The organism is Armatimonadota bacterium (genome assembly GCA_017993055.1).
Classification (GTDB): domain Bacteria; phylum Armatimonadota; class UBA5829; order DTJY01; family DTJY01; genus JAGONM01.
On record JAGONM010000002.1, the window covers coordinates 56118 to 72401 of the forward strand.

General features: G+C 63.2%; 16 protein-coding genes. 14 read left to right on the forward strand and 2 right to left on the reverse strand.

Annotated elements, in window-relative coordinates:
* Positions 1–16: 16 nt before the first annotated feature.
* The 3 genes from KBC96_01120 to KBC96_01130 are packed head-to-tail and all read left to right on the forward strand — an operon-like array spanning position 17 to position 1871.
* Positions 17–781, forward strand: coding sequence for a sugar phosphate isomerase/epimerase (locus KBC96_01120; protein MBP6962986.1), 765 nt, complete (start codon positions 17–19; stop codon positions 779–781).
* Positions 778–1323, forward strand: a complete 546-nt coding sequence (locus KBC96_01125) for a GNAT family N-acetyltransferase (protein ID MBP6962987.1) — start codon at positions 778–780, stop codon at positions 1321–1323. The genes KBC96_01120 and KBC96_01125 overlap by 4 nt, the downstream gene beginning before the upstream one ends.
* Positions 1320–1871, forward strand: coding sequence for a GNAT family N-acetyltransferase (locus KBC96_01130; GenBank protein MBP6962988.1), 552 nt, complete (start codon positions 1320–1322; stop codon positions 1869–1871). The genes KBC96_01125 and KBC96_01130 overlap by 4 nt, the downstream gene beginning before the upstream one ends.
* On the opposite strand, the gene KBC96_01135 is transcribed toward KBC96_01130, so the two are convergent.
* Positions 1846–3231 (reverse strand): sulfatase-like hydrolase/transferase, encoded by a 1386-nt coding sequence (locus KBC96_01135; protein MBP6962989.1) that lies wholly within the window; start codon positions 3229–3231, stop codon positions 1846–1848. The two genes, KBC96_01130 and KBC96_01135, sit on opposite strands and share 26 nt — an antisense overlap.
* 380 nt (positions 3232–3611) lie before the next feature.
* A complete protein-coding gene (locus KBC96_01140) occupies positions 3612–4031 on the reverse strand; it encodes an OsmC family protein (GenBank protein ID MBP6962990.1) in 420 nt (139 codons plus the stop codon).
* A 345-nt stretch (positions 4032–4376) separates the two neighbouring features.
* On the opposite strand from KBC96_01140, the gene gspE reads away from it, so the two are divergent.
* From gspE to KBC96_01195, 11 genes are all read left to right on the forward strand, one after another.
* Positions 4377–6065 carry a type II secretion system ATPase GspE gene (gene gspE / locus KBC96_01145; GenBank protein MBP6962991.1) on the forward strand — a complete coding sequence of 563 codons (1689 nt, stop codon included), beginning with the start codon at positions 4377–4379 and terminating at the stop codon, positions 6063–6065.
* Between the two features lie 11 nt (positions 6066–6076).
* Positions 6077–7303: a type II secretion system F family protein gene (locus tag KBC96_01150; GenBank protein MBP6962992.1), complete on the forward strand. Its 1227-nt coding sequence runs from the start codon at positions 6077–6079 to the stop codon at positions 7301–7303.
* 61 nt (positions 7304–7364) lie between these two features.
* Complete coding sequence (gspG, locus tag KBC96_01155; GenBank protein ID MBP6962993.1) at positions 7365–7817, forward strand: type II secretion system major pseudopilin GspG; 453 nt, start codon at positions 7365–7367, stop codon at positions 7815–7817.
* Complete coding sequence (locus tag KBC96_01160) at positions 7789–8337, forward strand: prepilin-type N-terminal cleavage/methylation domain-containing protein (protein MBP6962994.1); 549 nt, start codon at positions 7789–7791, stop codon at positions 8335–8337. The genes gspG and KBC96_01160 overlap by 29 nt, the downstream gene beginning before the upstream one ends.
* Before the next feature lie 16 nt (positions 8338–8353).
* Entirely contained in the window at positions 8354–8743 is a 390-nt protein-coding gene (locus KBC96_01165) for a hypothetical protein (GenBank protein ID MBP6962995.1), read from the forward strand.
* The gene (locus KBC96_01170) at positions 8740–9444 is read left to right on the forward strand and encodes a type II secretion system protein (protein ID MBP6962996.1); all 705 of its coding nucleotides are present in this window, start codon (positions 8740–8742) and stop codon (positions 9442–9444) included. Before KBC96_01165 ends, KBC96_01170 begins: the two co-directional genes overlap by 4 nt.
* Positions 9434–10591 (forward strand): general secretion pathway protein GspK, encoded by a 1158-nt coding sequence (locus tag KBC96_01175; protein ID MBP6962997.1) that lies wholly within the window; start codon positions 9434–9436, stop codon positions 10589–10591. Before KBC96_01170 ends, KBC96_01175 begins: the two co-directional genes overlap by 11 nt.
* Positions 10592–10594: 3 nt before the next feature.
* Positions 10595–12208 carry a pilus assembly protein PilM gene (gene pilM / locus KBC96_01180; protein MBP6962998.1) on the forward strand — a complete coding sequence of 538 codons (1614 nt, stop codon included), beginning with the start codon at positions 10595–10597 and terminating at the stop codon, positions 12206–12208.
* Positions 12205–13140: a type 4a pilus biogenesis protein PilO gene (pilO, locus tag KBC96_01185; GenBank protein MBP6962999.1), complete on the forward strand. Its 936-nt coding sequence runs from the start codon at positions 12205–12207 to the stop codon at positions 13138–13140. Before pilM ends, pilO begins: the two co-directional genes overlap by 4 nt.
* Positions 13137–13835, forward strand: coding sequence for a hypothetical protein (locus tag KBC96_01190; GenBank protein MBP6963000.1), 699 nt, complete (start codon positions 13137–13139; stop codon positions 13833–13835). Before pilO ends, KBC96_01190 begins: the two co-directional genes overlap by 4 nt.
* Positions 13836–13867: 32 nt before the next feature.
* Positions 13868–16222, forward strand: a complete 2355-nt coding sequence (locus KBC96_01195) for a hypothetical protein (protein ID MBP6963001.1) — start codon at positions 13868–13870, stop codon at positions 16220–16222.
* The last annotated feature ends 62 nt before the right edge of the window (positions 16223–16284 follow it).

A 16284-nucleotide genomic window follows, 5' to 3' on the forward strand; every position in this document is an offset into this window, starting at 1 on the left:
CCGTCGAGGAGGAACCATGCCCAACTCAAAGCTTGCCGCGCAGTTGTACACCCTGCGCGAGTTCACCAAGACCCCCGAGGACATTGCTCGCACCATGAAGAAGGTTCGTGCGATCGGCTACGAGGCGGTACAGGTCTCCGGAATGGGGCCGATTGACCCGCACGAACTGCGCAAGATCGTTGACGGCGAGGGGTTGACGATCTGCTCTACGCATATCGGCTACGAGCGGATGAAGAACGAGCCCGAGTCCGTAATCGAGGAGCATTACGTCATCGGCTGCAAGCACCCGGCAGTCCCCAGCCTGCCTGCCGATTATCGGAATGCCGAGGGCTATCACAGGTTTGCCAGAGAGGCGTCCAAAGTGGCGAAGAAGCTCGCGGACGGCGGTCTGACCTGGAGCTATCACAATCACAGCTTCGAACTGGAGAAGTACGGCGACAAGGTCGGCCTTGAAATACTGCGCGCCGAGAGTGATCCGAAGTACTGCAACCTTGAAATAGACACTTACTGGATTCAGCACGGCGGCGGCGATCCCGCGGAGTGGGTCGCTAGATGCAAGGGGCGCATACCCCTGATACACCTCAAGGACATGGGCAACAAAGGCGGCCAGCCGTTGATGATGGAGATCGGCGAGGGTAATCTCAACTGGCCGAGAATCCTCGGGGAGGCAAAGAAGTCGGGCGTCAAATGGTACATAATCGAACAGGACGTGTGCCAGCGCGACCCGTTCGAGAGTCTGGCGATCAGTTTTCACAACCTGAAGGCCATGGGGCTGGAATGACGCATCTGCAGCTCGAGTCCCAGAGACTCATACTGCGGCCGATCGAGGACGCCGACGCTCAGGCACTCTACCCGCTCATCAACGATCCGGACGTGGCGCTGAACACGCTCTCCATACCGCATCCCTATCCCGAGGATGCCTACGTCCCCTGGATCCGACAGGCGAGGGAGTCCCTGCTCTCCGGGCTGAGCTATCAGATGGCGATAATCCTCAAGGAAACCGGGCAGCCGATAGGCGGCGCGGGCATCTCCGACGTCTGCCTCGCGCACGGCAGGGCCGAGATGGGATGCTGGCTCGGAAAACCGCACTGGGGCAGGGGATACGCGACCGAGGCCGCGCGCTTGATGGTCCGGTTCGGTTTCGAAGAACTGAGCCTCGAGCGGATGCATGCATACTGCCTCGAGCGCAACAAGGCGTCTGTCCGCGTGCTGGAGAAAGTGGGCCTCTCCCTGGAGGGCCGCATCCGACACGGAGTCAGGAAGGGCGGCGAATACCACGACGTCCTTCTCTTCGCGGTGATCAGAGGGGATCTCGACCCATGAAACTCGAAACGGAGCGGCTGGTTCTCCGGCCGCTCGAGGAGTCCGATGAGGCCGATCTCTACCCGATCTTCAACGACCCGGAAGTCACACAGAACCTGCTCATACGGCATCCCTATCCCCGGGAGAGGATGCTTCCCTGGATACGTGAGCGCATCGTGGCCTACCGGCACAGGGAGAGGTATGTGTTCGCTATGGTGCTGAGGCACAGCAGCGAGGTCGCCGGCATATGCGGCTTGGTGGCCGTGAACTGGGAACACATGAACGCCGAACTGGTCTACTGGCTCGGCAGGCCGCACTGGAACAAGGGATACGTGACCGAGGCGGCCCGAAGGATGATCCGGTTCGGCTTCGAGGACCTCGGGTTCGAGCGCATATCGGTCGGCTGCTTCGCCCGGAACTCGGCGTCCGCGAGAGTTATCGAGAAGCTCGGCTTCCAGCCGGAGGGATGCGCGCGCCACGAGTTCCTCAAGGATGGCGAATACCTTGACGCCCTCCACTTCGGCATGATCAGCGGGGACTACCTCAAGACTGGCCCGGAGCGCTCCTGATCTCCGGCTCCTTCTCCCCGACCGCGACCATTCTGCGTTTCAGCGTCTCCGAGAGTTCCTTCCTCACACCGGCGAGCGCCGGGTCGCTCACGAGGTTGTTCCGCTCGTGGGGATCTGTCTCCAGATCGTAGAGGTACTGCTCCTCGTAGATCTCGCTGTCCGGGTCGCCGCCCGTCTTGTCGGGCGCGTAGACGGAGTACTTCCACTTCTTCGTGCGAATGGCCCGCCCGCACTGGCTCTCGCTTATCTGGATGAACACCTCCTCCGGCCTGTCCGGCTCCATGTCGTCGGCGAGAGACTGAAGCGCCTGTCCCCTCATGTGCGCCGGAGGGGTCACCCCGGCGGCCGCGAGGATCGTCGGCGGCATGTCGATCAGGCTTGCGAGTTCCGTTACCACCGTGCCGCCCGAGAACCCCGGACCGCAGGCGATCATCGGGATGCGGATCGAGTTGTCGTGGCATGCCCGCTTGTACTCCGCGTTTCGGGTTCGGAAGTGGCAGGCGTGGTCGCTGGTGTATATGACTAGTGTGTCTTCTTCGATACCCAGGCGCGAGAGCTCGGCGCGTATGCGGCCGAGGTTGCGGTCGAGGCTGTTGCAGCATCCCAGGTAGTCCGGGAAGTTCTCCCGCCAGTCGCCCTCCGTTCCTTCCAGATCGCCGGGGGTCTCGTAGTCCTTCCACCGCTCCTTCGAGCCCTTAGGCCCCTCGAAGCGGTTGTTGTCGTTCTGGTGGTGCGGTTCTATGTAGGAGACGAACAGGAAGAACGGCTTCTCCAGGCTCCTCCCTCGCAGAAAGTCAATCGCGTGGTCGGTCACGCAGTCAACGCGGTACCTGTCTTTGGGAAACTCGACTCTCTCTCCTCTCGCGTCGAACATGTGGCCGTCGTAGCTGTGTGAGGTGAACTCCAGCACGTCCGAGGCCACCCAGAAATCCTTGTACCCGCCCCTTCTCTCGGGCGGCACTCCCCGGTCCCGATAGCTCTCGTCCTTCGATGAGGCGAGGTGCCACTTTCCGACGTACCCGACCTCGTATCCCGCGCCGGCCAGGTAGTGTGCCAGCGTCTTCTCGTCCAGTGGGAGCGCGCGGTTGTTCGTGAAGCAGCCCGTCTCCGTCGGGTACTTCCCGGTCTGAAGCGCCGCCCGGGCGGGCCCACACACCGGCTGGCAGGTGAAGGCGTTCTCGAACCGCACTCCCTCTGCCGCCATCTTGTCGAGGTTAGGGGTGAGCGGCAGTTTCTGACCGTAACACCCGAGGGTGTCCCACCGCTGCTGATCGCTGAACACGAAGACGATATTCGGCCCGTCATGAGACCTCGCCGCGTCCGCCAATGCTCTACCTCCCAGTGCCAGTCCTGCGGACATCGCTGCCGTCCGCTTGATGAAATCCCGCCGTGTCATGCCGTCTCTAGTCATGTGGCTCGCCCTCCGAATCATCATGTTCACTGGAGCCACCGCCGTTCCCTTCGTGCGCGGATGCCGGCACAGCGATGTGCGTGCGCGCACCTCAACTCTCCCATGGGTTGCGGGGTGAACCCGGACGAGGCCGAGGAGGCAGCATGCCCGGCGGTCCTGGTGGCGAGTGAGGACTGGGGTCTCGATGACCCCGAGGGCCGGCCGATTCGCAAGTCCCCGGCGATGCGCGAAGAGAGCGGGTCGCTCCTCGAAGCCTTGGTGACGGCCTCCGACGAATGGCAGGGAGACCGCAGGCATCTGCCCCGCGATCTCCCTGCTGCGTCCATCTGTCAGGTTCTTCTCGCCTCCAGCGTTATCTCGACTCCGGCAAGCGCCCTCGACACCGGGCATCCGGCCTTGGCCTCGTTTGCGTGTTTCTGGAACGCGGCTTCGTCAATGCTGGGCACGTCGGCCTCGGTGATGAGATGGCTCTTCGTGATGCTGAAACCGTCGCCGTCCTTCTCGACGGTGACTCTCGCCGTCGTGTGAACGCGGTTCGGGGTGAATCCGGCCGCTTCCAGAACTGCCGAGAATGCCATGCTGAAGCACCCTGCGTGGGCGCCCGCGATCAGTTCTTCGGGGTTCGTTCCCGTTCCCTGCTCGAAACGCGAGGCGAAGCTGTACGGGCCCTCCCAAGCCTCCAGCTTCATCTTGCCGTTTCCCTCGCGAAGGTTTCCTCTCCATTCGGCCGTCGCGGATCGTATAGGCATGTTTCCTCCTGCGGCTGATTAGTGTCGCGGATTCGCGACCAGCCCTAAGTGTTCTTACCCAGCCCGGAAGGATAGCATGCACCGCGCGGCAGCTTTTTTGAAGAGAATGCACGGCGTAGGGGTCACATATATGGCGGCTCGGGCAGGATTTCGAGCCGGGGAGAGGCAACATTCTCTATCGGCGGCGCGTCTAACCCTTGGTGCACGACTCGTGGGCGAAGTTTCTCGATCGCGTGCGGGACTCAGTATGCGTCCCGGAGCGCGTCCTCACGTAGCCTCCACTGACTGTGTCATTCCCTTGCCGGGACCGCTCGATACTTCGACCGAACGGTCCGAGAGATAGCGATGCGAATTGCTGAGATTCTGCAAGAACGAGTGCCGCTTAGCGACGAGCAGTTGCGCCAGGCCCTGGCCGTGCAACGCGATACAGGACAGCTTCTCGGGGAAGTGGTCGTGAACCTTGGGTTCTGCACCCCGGAGAAGGTCCAGGAAGCCATCGCGATGCAGGCGGGCGGCGATCTCGTGGACATCAGGGAGGGCGATCTCAATCCCGATGTCATATCGCTGATCCCCGCGGAACTTGCATACCGCCATCAGGCGCTTCCTCTGAGCGTACACGACTCGACGATACGCGTGGCCGTCGCCGACCCGTTCAACGTCTCCGCTGCGGACGACATCCGGATGGTGACCGGGCTCTCCGTTGACCTGCTCTTCGCCGACCCTCAAGACATCCGCCGCCTTGTCGAGGAGCACTACATGCGGCGCATGATCGCCGATACTGCCGACGAGGAAGTGCAGATTCTCGAGGATTCTCAGGATGAGATCGGCGACCTCGAACGAATGGCGAAGGAAGCGACCGTCATCAAGCTGGTCAACCTGATCCTCCGCCAGGCCGTGCAGGAGCGCGCGAGCGATGTCCACGTCGAGCCGTTCGAAAAGGGTCTCCGCGTCCGCTACCGGATAGACGGCATGCTCCATGAAATCTCGACGCCCCCGAAGCGCCTTCAGTCGGCCATCATTTCCCGCCTCAAGATCATGTCGAACCTCGACATCGCGGAACGGCGGCTTCCTCAGGACGGCCGCATCAAGACCAAGATAGGCGGTCGCGAGATTGACATCCGCGTCTCCACTGTGCCGACTCTCTACGGCGAGAGCGTGGTTCTCCGCCTGCTCGACCGCAGCGCTATGAGCTACAGCCTGGAGAAGGTCGGGATGCTCGAAACCGACTTCAGACGCATCGAGAAGCTGATCACGTTGCCGCACGGGATGATACTGGCGACCGGGCCCACTGGCAGCGGGAAGACGACTACGCTCTACGGCGCGCTGCAGAGGGCTTACTCGCCTGAGAAGAAGATCATCACCATAGAGGACCCCGTCGAGTACCAACTCGACGGCGTCAACCAGATACAGGTGCACGCACGCATCGGACTAACGTTTGCCAACGGCCTGCGCCATATCCTGCGGCAGGATCCCGATATAATCATGGTCGGCGAGATACGCGACCCCGAGACGGCCGAGATCGCCATCCACTCCGCGCTAACGGGGCACCTCGTCTTCAGCACCCTGCACACGAACGACGCCGCCGGGGCCGTGACGCGCCTGCTCGAGATGGACGTGGAGCCGTACCTGGTGGCGTCGTCGGTTGAGGCGGTCGTCGGTCAACGCCTTGTCCGCCTGATCTGCCCGAACTGCCGCGAGCCCCGTCGGGATGCCGACGAAGTGCTGTCGAAGCTGCGGCAGGAAGAGGCCGAACTCGCGGGGTCTCGCGTCCTGTACAAGGGTAGAGGCTGCGAGCAGTGCAAGTACCGGGGGTACAAGGGTCGAACGGGTATCTTTGAGGTGCTCGTCGTGGACGACCGCATCAGATCTCTGGTGCTGAGCCGTGCGCCTGCGGGTGCGATTCGTGACTCGGCTTGCGATCACGGAATGACGACCCTGAGGCATGACGGATGGGCGAAGGTGCTCGCGGGCCTCACGACCGTCGAGGAGGTCGTTCGCGCGACGCAACAGGATGAGCTCGAGACGACGGACTGACGACTGACGACTTGCCGAACTACTTCTACAAGGCTCTGGATAGTGGCGGGCATCACATGGCCGGCCGGATCGTCGCGGACGATGAACGGGCGGCCGTTGCTCAGGTAAAGGGCATGGGGCTCTTTCCGGTGTTGGTTCGCGCGGGCCGCGAAGACCGGGCCGCTGACGCCTCGGCGGATGCGGGTAGCCCCTCTTTGGTCGGAGGAGTCGGCAGCGGCGAACTGACGGTGTTCAGCCGCCAACTTGCGAATCTGGTGGCCGGCGGGCTTCCGCTAATGCGCACTTTCGCGGCGCTGACCGAGCACACCGAGAGTCCGCGGCTTCGCTCCGTCATGCTCCGCATGCAGCAGGACGTGCAGGGCGGCAAAGCGCTGTGGGAGTCCATGAGCGCGCACACGAAGGTCTTCCCGCCGCTGTACGTCAGCATGGTGAAGGCCGGCGAGGCGAGCGGCCAGTTGTCCGAGGTCCTGCAGTGGCTGGCCGATTATCTCGAGAGGGAGCAGACCCGCCGCCTGCAGATAAGGAGCGCCCTTGCGTATCCGACTCTGCTCGTAACCGTGGGTGTCATATCAGTGTTCCTTCTGGTGACGCTCGTCGTGCCGAGGTTCGTGGTGATCTTCGAAGAGTTCGATCAGGCGCTGCCGATGCCGACGGTGATCATGCTCGGCGTGTCCGGTTTTCTCACTCGATGGTGGTGGCTGATCATCGGATCGCTGGCGCTGATAGTGATAGGGTTCAGGGAATATGGACGCAGCCCCCGCGGGCGCCTGGTGGTGGACGGATGGAGGATCAAGATTCCGCTCTTCGGCAAGCTCGGGCTGAAGTCAGCGGTTTCGAGGTTCGCGAGAACTACGGCAACGCTGCTCAAAGGCGGCGTCCCGCTGCTCGATTCGATGGTCGTGGTGCGCGAGGTGGTCGGCAACGAGGTGCTTGCGCGCGGGGCCGATGCCGTGCGGGAGGGCATGAGAGAGGGGGAGAGCTTCGCCCAGCGCCTGAAGGACACGGGCGTGTTTCCGCCGCTGCTCACGCACATGGTCGGGGTCGGCGAGGAGACCGGCGACCTTCAGGGCACGCTTCTGACAGTGGCAAACTCCTACGATGTTGAGGTGGATGCGTCGCTGAAGAGCCTGGTCTCGTTGCTGGAACCTTTGATTATCATCACGGTGGGTGGCACTATCGCCTTCATCATCATGGCGATGCTTCTCCCGGTATTCCAGCTCAACCTCGCGGCGGGTTGACGGGTGATTTTTGTCCGGCCAACGCGGGGTGAGCCGATCAGTTGAAAGCCGAGGTTATACGATGTTGCTGAACTGTCTGAGTCTGAGACTGAGGAGCAGGCGAGGTTTCACTCTGCTCGAGCTGCTGGTGGTGATGGTCATACTCGTCCTCCTGGCGAGTGTCGTCACTGTAGCCGTCACGAAGAGGGTGGAGGAAGCGCGGCACGCGAAGGCGATTGCGGATATCGAGAGCATCGGCAACGCACTCGACCAGTTTCAAGTGCACTGCAACCGTTACCCGCTCACCGAGGAGGGTCTCGAAGCGCTGCGGGTCAAGCCGTCCGCAGACGACCTGTTGAACTGGAACGGTCCCTACATCAAGAAGGCTGTACCTGCGGACCCTTGGAACCGCGCGTATGTGTACGAGTGCCCGGGGCGGCAGAACCCGGACTCATACGATCTCTACTCGCTCGGTCGGGACGGCAGAGAAGGCGGCACGGGCACCGATGCCGACATCACGAACTGGGATCAATAGAGGCTTCACGACCATAGAACTTATGGTCGTGCTGGTTATCGTCGTGCTGATGAGCGTGGTCGTGGTCGTCTCGATGTCGCCGGCGCTCAGCGACGCCAGGCTTCGATCCGGCAGCCGCATCGTCGTCTCGATGCTGAAGTACGCGCGCAGTTACGCGGTTGCGCATCAGACCGAGGCCAGGGTGGCCTTCGACCTGCAGGAGAACGGCCTGGTAGTCGAAGCGGCGGCCCTGGACGACAAGGATGAGAAAGTCCTGACGCCGGTCACCACGTCGGTCGGAAGATACCGGAGACTACCGAACGGGTTGAGCATAGCGGCAATAGAAAAGCCCGGAACGGACGAGCAAGAGAGTTATATCGCCTTTACCGAGGTCGGGAAGTCCGAAACGGCGACGGTTGTGATACGGGACACGAAGGAACGGCAGCGGCGGATCACCGTGGACGCGATCACCGGCCGCTGTGAGATAGAACCGGACGTGGGGAATGCCTATCCGACATCAGATACCCGGACCCCGCAGTAGGCGGGGCGGCTTCACGATGCTCGAGCTCTTGGTCGCGATGGCGATTCTGGCGATAGGCATCGTGGGAGTGCTTCAGGCATTCTCGTCCAGCACCTTGACATGCAAAGCGGCCGAGACGAACTCCGAGATGGCGCTGCTGGCCCAGCAGGTCGCGTGCGAGCTGGACCGCCGGCCCGATCTGGCGGCCGGGCGTCTGACCGGCACGTTCGGCACGGATATCCCTTGGTACTCTTGGGAGGCTGAGATCGTGCAGGGGTCCCAGGCGAACCTCTATCGAGTCGAGATACGAGTGCTGCGCGATTCGGGCGGTCGGAAGAAGTTCTACCGTCTGATCACCTGCATGCGGCCGTCGTCCACGGATGCCTCGTCGGAGGGAGAGCCGAACTTGCCGGAGGCCCCGCGATGAGACTGATTTTCTCGCGAGTGCGCGTTCGGTCGGGCTTCACTCTGATCGAGACGATGGTGTCGCTTGTGATCCTGACCATCGTCATCGGCTCCATCTACGGCACGTACCGGGCCGCCACGTCGAGTGCGGCCGTGGCCGAAGAGCGGTCCGACCTGAACCAGACTGCACGGGTGCTTCTGGCCCAGATCAACAGGGAACTTACCTGCGCGTGCAGCCAGTCGGGCGAACAGTATAGCAGCCTGGAGGGCGAGAACACCGAGGGCAGCGCGTCGGCGATTCAGTGCGATCGGCTCTCGTTCCTGACATCGGCCGACAGCCTGATACCCGCGGAGGGTCCGGCGGGAGATATCCGGAGGGTCACATATACCCTTCGGACCAACTCCGACGGCGAGCCGACCGGTTTCTTCGTCCAGGTGGATCCGCGCCCGGGGCTGGCGGTGAGCGACGCGGAGCCCGACCCGGTGGAACTCTCGACGCTCGTGGTAGCGTTCAACTGCAAGTACCTGGATGGTGAGACTGACGAGTGGGTAGACGAGTGGCTCCAGCGCGACGGGTTGCCGACGGCGGTTCGCGTCGAGATGACTCTGAAGCCGGATCGGGAGGGCGGAGGGGCTGTCATGACGGCCTGCACCGCGAATATCGTGAACGCCGCCGCCGGGCAGCCCGGGCAGCCCGCTCCGGAGGAAAGAAATGCTGAGTGATCGCCGGGGGCTCGCGCTGGTCACGACGCTCTGGATACTGGCCGCGCTGGTGGTGCTGGCGGTCGGGGTCGGTCTGATGGCCAGAACGGAAGCGCAGATCTCGCACAACTTCAGCGGGTTGGTGCAGTGCCGATGGGCGGCCCGCGCGGCGATCAATCGGGCGCTCGTCGAGATCGAGCGGCTGAAGGCCGAGCCCAACACCTATCTGGGAGAAACCGGGTTGACGCTGGAATCCGCCCAGGATGACATTGATCTCGGCGATGCCTCTTACCAGGTGGTGATCGAGGACGAGGCGGGGGGGCTGAACATCAACTCGGCAGGCCGCGGCATGCTGGAGAGCCTCTTCGGGAGTAGGGGAGCTGCCGAGTGCATCATGGACTGGCGGGATCAGAACGATCAGCCGCTGCCGCTCGGCGCGGAAACGCAGCACTACTCGGGCCTTCCCGAGCCGTATCGCTGTAAGAACCGGCCGTTCGACACTGTGAGGGAACTGCTTCTGGTAAAGGAGATCGACGAGGAACTGCTCGGTTCGCCGGCCGGCATGCAGGGGAAGACGCTGGCCGATCTTCTCACGGTGTATTCGCACGACGAGGACACGTCCGTTGACGGCGAACAGCGGATCAACGTCCAGACGGCGGGCAGAGAACAGCTTCTTCGCGCGTTCAGGGACGTGCTTACCGAAGAGGACGTTGACGCTATAATATCCCGCCGCAACAGGCGGAGTTTCCGGAGCGCCGGGGACATCATCAGGGTGCGTGACCTCGGGCGGGACAAGGTGAGCCGAATCTACGACCGGATCACGGTCCGCTCCGGCGACCGAGGGGGCGCGGTCGAGGGTTTGGTGAACGCCAACACCGCTGCGGTAGAGGTGCTGGCCGCTGTCCCGGGAATGGACCAGAGCATCGCGCGGGAGATAGTCGAATACCGGCAGTCGAACGGACCGTTCGAGGATGTGGGCAAGATACTGGACGTGGCGGGCGTGACGGACACGGCCTTCTCCCAGGCGGCGGACAACCTGACGGTGCGTTCCAGAGTGTATCGCATTACGGCGACCGGCCATCTCGAGAAGAGCCGGATATCCAGCACGATAGTCTGCGTGGTAGACGCGTCGGACTCGGAGGCGCAGTTCAGATACTGGCGGGAGTGAACTATGACGATATTGGGTTCAAAGACATCTATCGGCGTTGACATCGGCGCCGGGGAGATCAAGGTCGTGGAACTGCGCCGCGCCGGGGGCGGGATCGAGGTAACGCAGGCCGCGCGCATATCGCTGTCGGAGGACGGCGACCGCTCGGCGGCGCTGAGGCAGTTTGTCATGGATACGGAGACTCAGCCCGCGCGCGCGGCGGCGTCGCTTCCGACCCACCTCTGCTCGGTGAAGTTCGCCCGGATTCCGAGGGCCAAGCCGGCTGACATGGCCCGGATGGCCCGCTTCGAGGCCGAGTCGCAGATTCCTCTGCCTCTGGCCGATGTGGTCTGGGACTACGCGGTCGTCTCTGCAGAGGACGATGCGATGTGCCACCTGATCATCGGCGGCGCGCGCAGGTCGGACGTCGAGCAGTGGCTCGGTGATCTGGAGCGGGCGGGGCTCTCTCCCGACGCCATCCTTATATCCGCGCCGGCGGCTGTCGGGGCGCTTGACCTTAGCGACGAGGAATCGGTACTGGTGGCTCAGATAGGAGCGCAGTGGACCGACCTCTGCATAGTGCAGGCGGGCAGATTGACGGCATGCCGCACGGTGCGCGTCGGCCGCGACGGCCTCTCGCAGGCGTTCGCACAGGATCTCGGGGTCTGTCTCGATGACGGGGAAGACGCTGTGAGGGCGCGCGGTTTGGCCCACATAAGCCCGAGCGAGGACGGCGCTGGGTCGTCTTCCGTCGAGGCCTGGGCCGAGTCGCTTGCGCTCGAGATGAGGCGGTCCGCGGTGTCCGTGCCATCGAAGGAGTCGGATCAGCGGCCCAGGCAGGCCGTGATCGTCGGCGAGATAGCCGACGTGCCCGCAGTAGCGGAGGATCTGTCAAGACGGACCGGGCTTCACGTGAGTATCGGCGATCCCTGGCGGGGGCTGGAGACGAGTCTCGTCGTGGGCCACAGCATGAAGGAGAGCCCGGCGGCGTTCGCGGCGGCCACCGGGCTGGCGCTGTCCGGGTTCTCAGGGACCGATGGCATCAACCTGATGCCACACCATCGCTCGGAGGAGCGCGCGCGCAGGCGGCGGCAGCTGATCACCCTCTCCTCATTGGGCGCGGTGGCGCTGGCGCTGCTGGCGGCACTTCTCGCGGGTCGCTCCGGCATCGCGGAGAGGTCGGCGGAGCTCAACCTGATCAGGTCCGAGGTGGGGTTAGTCAGGCAGGAGATTCAGAGAGCAGGCCCGGACCTTCGCGTCGGGGCGGCCAACGTCGGCCGGATGGTCAGGGATATCGAAGAAGACAAGGTGTCCCCGCTCGAGCTTCTGCGCCGGATCAGCGAGGTCCTGCCGAGGGGAATCTGGCTCACCGAGTTCGCCTCGCAGCGAGGGAAGACGCTGGTGCTCAAGGGGTCGGGGCTGTCCAACTCCGCGATCGCGGATTCTGTGGACATGTTGAACCAGCTCGGGCTCTTCAAGGATGTGACGCTGGACTTCTCCAGCCTGGCGAAGAGCGGGCAGACCTATGAGTTTCAGATCACATGCTCCCTACCGGAGCGCAAGTCGGCGGGAGGCACGGACTCGACCGGCGGCGCGCGGCGTGGGGGCGGACAGACGACGGGGATAGTGGTGCAATGAACCAGAGCAAGAGAAGCACTTATTCGATAGCGGCGATCATCCTTGGCGCGGTTGTCGCCGTCCTGCTGGCCGCAGTCGTGGCTCAGCAGGTGACGGCGTCGAGGCTTGGGCGCGAGATACGCGCGCAGAACCAGGTCCTCGCGGATGCGCGACGCAACCTCGAGAACCGCAGGAAGTGGAGCAGCGAGTACGACGAGTTCTCGCTGAGGCTGGGCGGCCGGATGTCCACCTGCTCGTGGAGCGACCAGATGCCGTACATGATGGCACAGGTCAACGGGATCGTGCAGGCCAACGGTCTCAAGGCCGAGAATATCCAGCCCGAGCCGATGGTCGTCAACTGGAACATACGCAAGTTCCCGATGAGAGTCGCGCTTCAGACCGACCTTCGGCGGCTGACGGAGGTTCTGAGGGACGTACGCAATTCGAGACCTCTCCTGGATGTAGAGCGACTCGAGGTTCGGCAGGCTCAGGACGGGGACAGCGGGCTGCAGATAAACATGACCGTCGCCTCGTTCGTCGTGCTCGATCAGAACGCGCCGGTCGTCAGACGCCGGGCGTCCCTCCCCGTGAAGAAGACGGAGAGGTTCGCTGCCAAACCTGAGACGACGGAGCCGGACAAACCTGAGGCCGCCAACCAGCAGGCGAAGGGGTCGGTCGCACCCGTCGCGAGGCCCGCTGCAAGATCGGCCTCGAGTCCGCCGGAGGCAAGGTCCCCCGTCAGACCCATGGCGAAGCCCGATCGTTCGGAACGCCCGCGTTCTGAGGAAACCACGTCAACTCGTCCGGAGAAGCCGGCAAGGGCGAAGAACGGCAAATCCGACGCGGGTGAAGTGCGGACAGGCAGCAGAGCCGCGCCGTCGTCGGATGGGATGGATGCACAGACGATGGGCATTCGCCGCGCTCCAAAGGAAGCCGGTGGAGGTGCGAAATGAGCATGCTCGAACGCCTGCGCACGACGGAGATAACTCCCCGTAAGGCGGCCTATGCCGTGGCCGCCATGGTGGTCGTGCTGGCCGGGTTGGTCTACGCAGTGAGCCGAATGGCCGCCGCGCCTCCGGGGCGGGAAGAACTCACGCCCGCCTCGCAGAGAGCCGGCGGCGTCAGGGTCACCGTTGATGAGAAGAAGGCAGGCGCCGCGGCGCCCGAGGTCCGCCCCCAAGTCGGCGATCCCTATGCCGTCATCGCGCAGAGGAATCTCTTTCAGGCCGTGAACGTCGGCGCTTCGGCCGCGTCGGGCGGCAACCAGTCGAGGGGCGCCTCCGGCGCGACGAGGCCGACCCCGGCACCCTCTCCGGTTCTGCCGCCGATGCCGGTCGCCCCGATGGGCAACATTGACGAGACCAGGAAGAACGTCGCGTTCACGGGTTCGGTGAGAATAGGGGGCGTCGAGCAGGCACTGATCGAGAACCTGCAGACCAAGGAGTGGCGCTACGTGAGCCAGGGTCAGAGCGCTTTCGGCTACCGGGTGATGACGGTCAGCCCGCAGTTGATCGTGCTGGAGAAGAACGGCCTGCAGTTCGCTCTCTCGATCGGTGAGAACAAGACCGACGCCCCGCCCGCCGCTGCGAAACCGGGCGGCGATCAGAAACCTGAAGGGGGCGGCCCTAAACCGCAGCCGAGCGGCTGACGCGATGCGCGTCTCATAGGAAGGAAACAGATATGCGCCGACTGTCAATCATATTCGTAGTACTCGTCTCGTCGGGCCTCTTCGCGCCGGCCCTCGCCCAGAACGCCGGAGGCAGGCGCCCCGGCGCCGGCGGTATGCCTCCGGCCTCGGTGGGTCAGCTCCCGGGCCTTCCGGGTCAGGCGGACTCGGAGCCTGCGGGTCGGCCGAACCCCGCGGCGACTAGGGTCTCGATGAGTTTCGACAAGGCCGACGTCATCAGCGTCGTCAAGTTCATTAGCACGGCGAGCGGGGTTCCCATAGTGTGCGATCCCGCCCTAACCGGCAACGTGACCATCGTCAGCCAGAAGGAGATCCCGCTCGCGGATGCCTATGAGGTCGTCAACGCCGCGCTTCGCGTGAGGGGTTACCTGATGGTCGGCACGTTCGAAGACAAGGTCATCCGCGTGGTCCCGCTGAAGAAGGCGGTCTCCGACCAGGCCGTCGTTCAGGAGGGTAAGGATCCGGGATCCATCGTTCCCAGCGACAACATGGTGACGCAGGTCATGCCGCTGGAGTACATCAGCGCCCTGAAACTGAAGGACGATCTCAAGCCCCTCATTGATGAAGCCCAGGCGAGCTGCGTTGCCATTACGACGACGAACACCCTTATCGTTACGGACAACGCCGGAAATATCAGGCGCATCGCGGAGATCGTGAAGGCGCTCGACAAGGACACATCCGACGTGATCGAGGTCGAGGTCTACCAGTGCAAGCATTCGAGCGCGGACAGCCTTGCCGAGACGCTCACCCAAATCTACCAGCTGAAGCCTGCCGGCGCGCCCGGTCAGCAGCAACAGCAGCAGAGAGGTCAGGAAGGCCAGCAGCAGCAGGTCAAGAGCGACGACGGCATCATCACCCTCAAGGGTGAGATACGCCTCGCGCCGGATACGCGCACCAACAGCCTGATCATCTCGTCCTCCCGGGAGAAGATCAAACTCGTGCTCGACACCCTCAAGAAGCTCGATGTTGACACCGAGCCAGAGGTCAAGGCGAAGGTTTTCGCCCTGCAGTACGCTGACGCGAATATGGTCGCCACCCAACTCAACAATCTCTTCGAGCAGCCGCAGGGCGGCGCCGACACCAGCGGCGGTCGTCGCAATCCCTGGGACTTCTGGTACGGTGGAGGCCGGGGCCAGGGCACGCCGACCGGGTACGCCGGCCTGAAGCGCAATGTCATAGTCGCCGATATCCGCACCAACTCCGTGATCGTTACGGCTACGGAGCAGAACATGAAGGCGTTCGAGGACATGATCAGGGAACTCGATGCGCCGAGGGTCATTAGCGATATCACCCGCATCTTCTCGCTCAAGTACGCGGCGGCGGTTGACCTGGCGGACAGCCTGAACCGTCTGTTCCGAGGCGAGTACCGCCGAACGGGCAGCTTCTTCGACTTCATGATGGGCAACCAGAGTCGGGATGAGGGCGGCCCCCTCGATCAGTTGAGGAACATCACGGTCGTGGCCGAGGAGAAGACGAACTCCCTGCTGGTCACTGGGCCGGCGCAGGTGTTCGGTGCGATCGAGAAGATCATTGAGCAACTCGACCGGCGGACCGCCCAGGTCTACATCGAGGTCGCCATCGTGGATGTCACCCTCGACGACAGCACCAAGTTCGGCATCGAGTGGACGTGGAGCAGCAAGGAGACCGCGCCGGACGGCACTCCGGAGCAGACTGGGAGCACCGGGTTCAAGCTCTCGGACATAACGACCGGCCTCAAATACAGCGTGATCAGCGACAACCTGAAGGGCCTCCTGCAGGCGCTCCAGACGCGGTCCAACGTGAAGGTCTACTCGACGCCACGGATCACGACCGCCGACAATGTCGAGGCGACGATCAGCATCGGCAAGGAGGTGCCTTACATCTCGTCCTCACAGGACACGAACGCGGGCAATGTCCTTCGTTCCGTGGAGTTCAAGCCGGTCAACGTCTCCCTGGTCGTTACGCCCCACGTCAACGAAACCACCGATGTGATCGCGCTCGACGTGCTGCAGACGATAGACGAGATCATCGGCAACGAGCCCGAAATGAACGCGCCAATCATCGCCAGCAGGCGGGCGGAGACTTCCATACTCGTGAAGGACGGGCAGACGATCGTCATCGGAGGTATCATCAAGGAGAACCGCCAGAGGGTCACTACGGCGGTCCCGATCATCTCGCAGATCCCGCTGATCGGTGAGCTGTTCAAGTCCCGGGACTGGAAGAACGAGAAAAGCGAGCTGATGGTCTTCCTGACACCGCATATCCTGGTTGATGACGATGCGATAAGCGTGCTCACTGAAGAGACCAGGAATGAGCTCACCAATAAGCCGAAGGTGGATGAGAAGGAGTTCAGCGCTCCCAAGGAGTAAAGCACAGTAAGGCGAAGTCGCAGTTAACAGCCAGATGGCCTCGGGCTTCCGTCCGAGGCCAT

What these genes read in the sequence shown, in the direction of transcription:
- KBC96_01120 (MBP6962986.1), top strand. Translation starts at nt 17, where the DNA reads ATGCCCAACTCAAAGCTTGCCGCGCAGTTGTACACCCTGCGCGAGTTC.
- KBC96_01125 (MBP6962987.1), top strand. Translation starts at nt 778, where the DNA reads ATGACGCATCTGCAGCTCGAGTCCCAGAGACTCATACTGCGGCCGATC.
- KBC96_01130 (MBP6962988.1), top strand. Translation starts at nt 1,320, where the DNA reads ATGAAACTCGAAACGGAGCGGCTGGTTCTCCGGCCGCTCGAGGAGTCC.
- KBC96_01135 (MBP6962989.1), bottom strand. Translation starts at nt 3,231, where the DNA reads ATGTCCGCAGGACTGGCACTGGGAGGTAGAGCATTGGCGGACGCGGCG.
- KBC96_01140 (MBP6962990.1), bottom strand. Translation starts at nt 4,031, where the DNA reads ATGCCTATACGATCCGCGACGGCCGAATGGAGAGGAAACCTTCGCGAG.
- gspE (MBP6962991.1), top strand. Translation starts at nt 4,377, where the DNA reads ATGCGAATTGCTGAGATTCTGCAAGAACGAGTGCCGCTTAGCGACGAG.
- gspG (MBP6962993.1), top strand. Translation starts at nt 7,365, where the DNA reads ATGTTGCTGAACTGTCTGAGTCTGAGACTGAGGAGCAGGCGAGGTTTC.
- KBC96_01160 (MBP6962994.1), top strand. Translation starts at nt 7,789, where the DNA reads ATGCCGACATCACGAACTGGGATCAATAGAGGCTTCACGACCATAGAA.
- KBC96_01165 (MBP6962995.1), top strand. Translation starts at nt 8,354, where the DNA reads ATGCTCGAGCTCTTGGTCGCGATGGCGATTCTGGCGATAGGCATCGTG.
- KBC96_01170 (MBP6962996.1), top strand. Translation starts at nt 8,740, where the DNA reads ATGAGACTGATTTTCTCGCGAGTGCGCGTTCGGTCGGGCTTCACTCTG.
- KBC96_01175 (MBP6962997.1), top strand. Translation starts at nt 9,434, where the DNA reads ATGCTGAGTGATCGCCGGGGGCTCGCGCTGGTCACGACGCTCTGGATA.
- pilM (MBP6962998.1), top strand. Translation starts at nt 10,595, where the DNA reads ATGACGATATTGGGTTCAAAGACATCTATCGGCGTTGACATCGGCGCC.
- pilO (MBP6962999.1), top strand. Translation starts at nt 12,205, where the DNA reads ATGAACCAGAGCAAGAGAAGCACTTATTCGATAGCGGCGATCATCCTT.
- KBC96_01190 (MBP6963000.1), top strand. Translation starts at nt 13,137, where the DNA reads ATGAGCATGCTCGAACGCCTGCGCACGACGGAGATAACTCCCCGTAAG.
- KBC96_01195 (MBP6963001.1), top strand. Translation starts at nt 13,868, where the DNA reads ATGCGCCGACTGTCAATCATATTCGTAGTACTCGTCTCGTCGGGCCTC.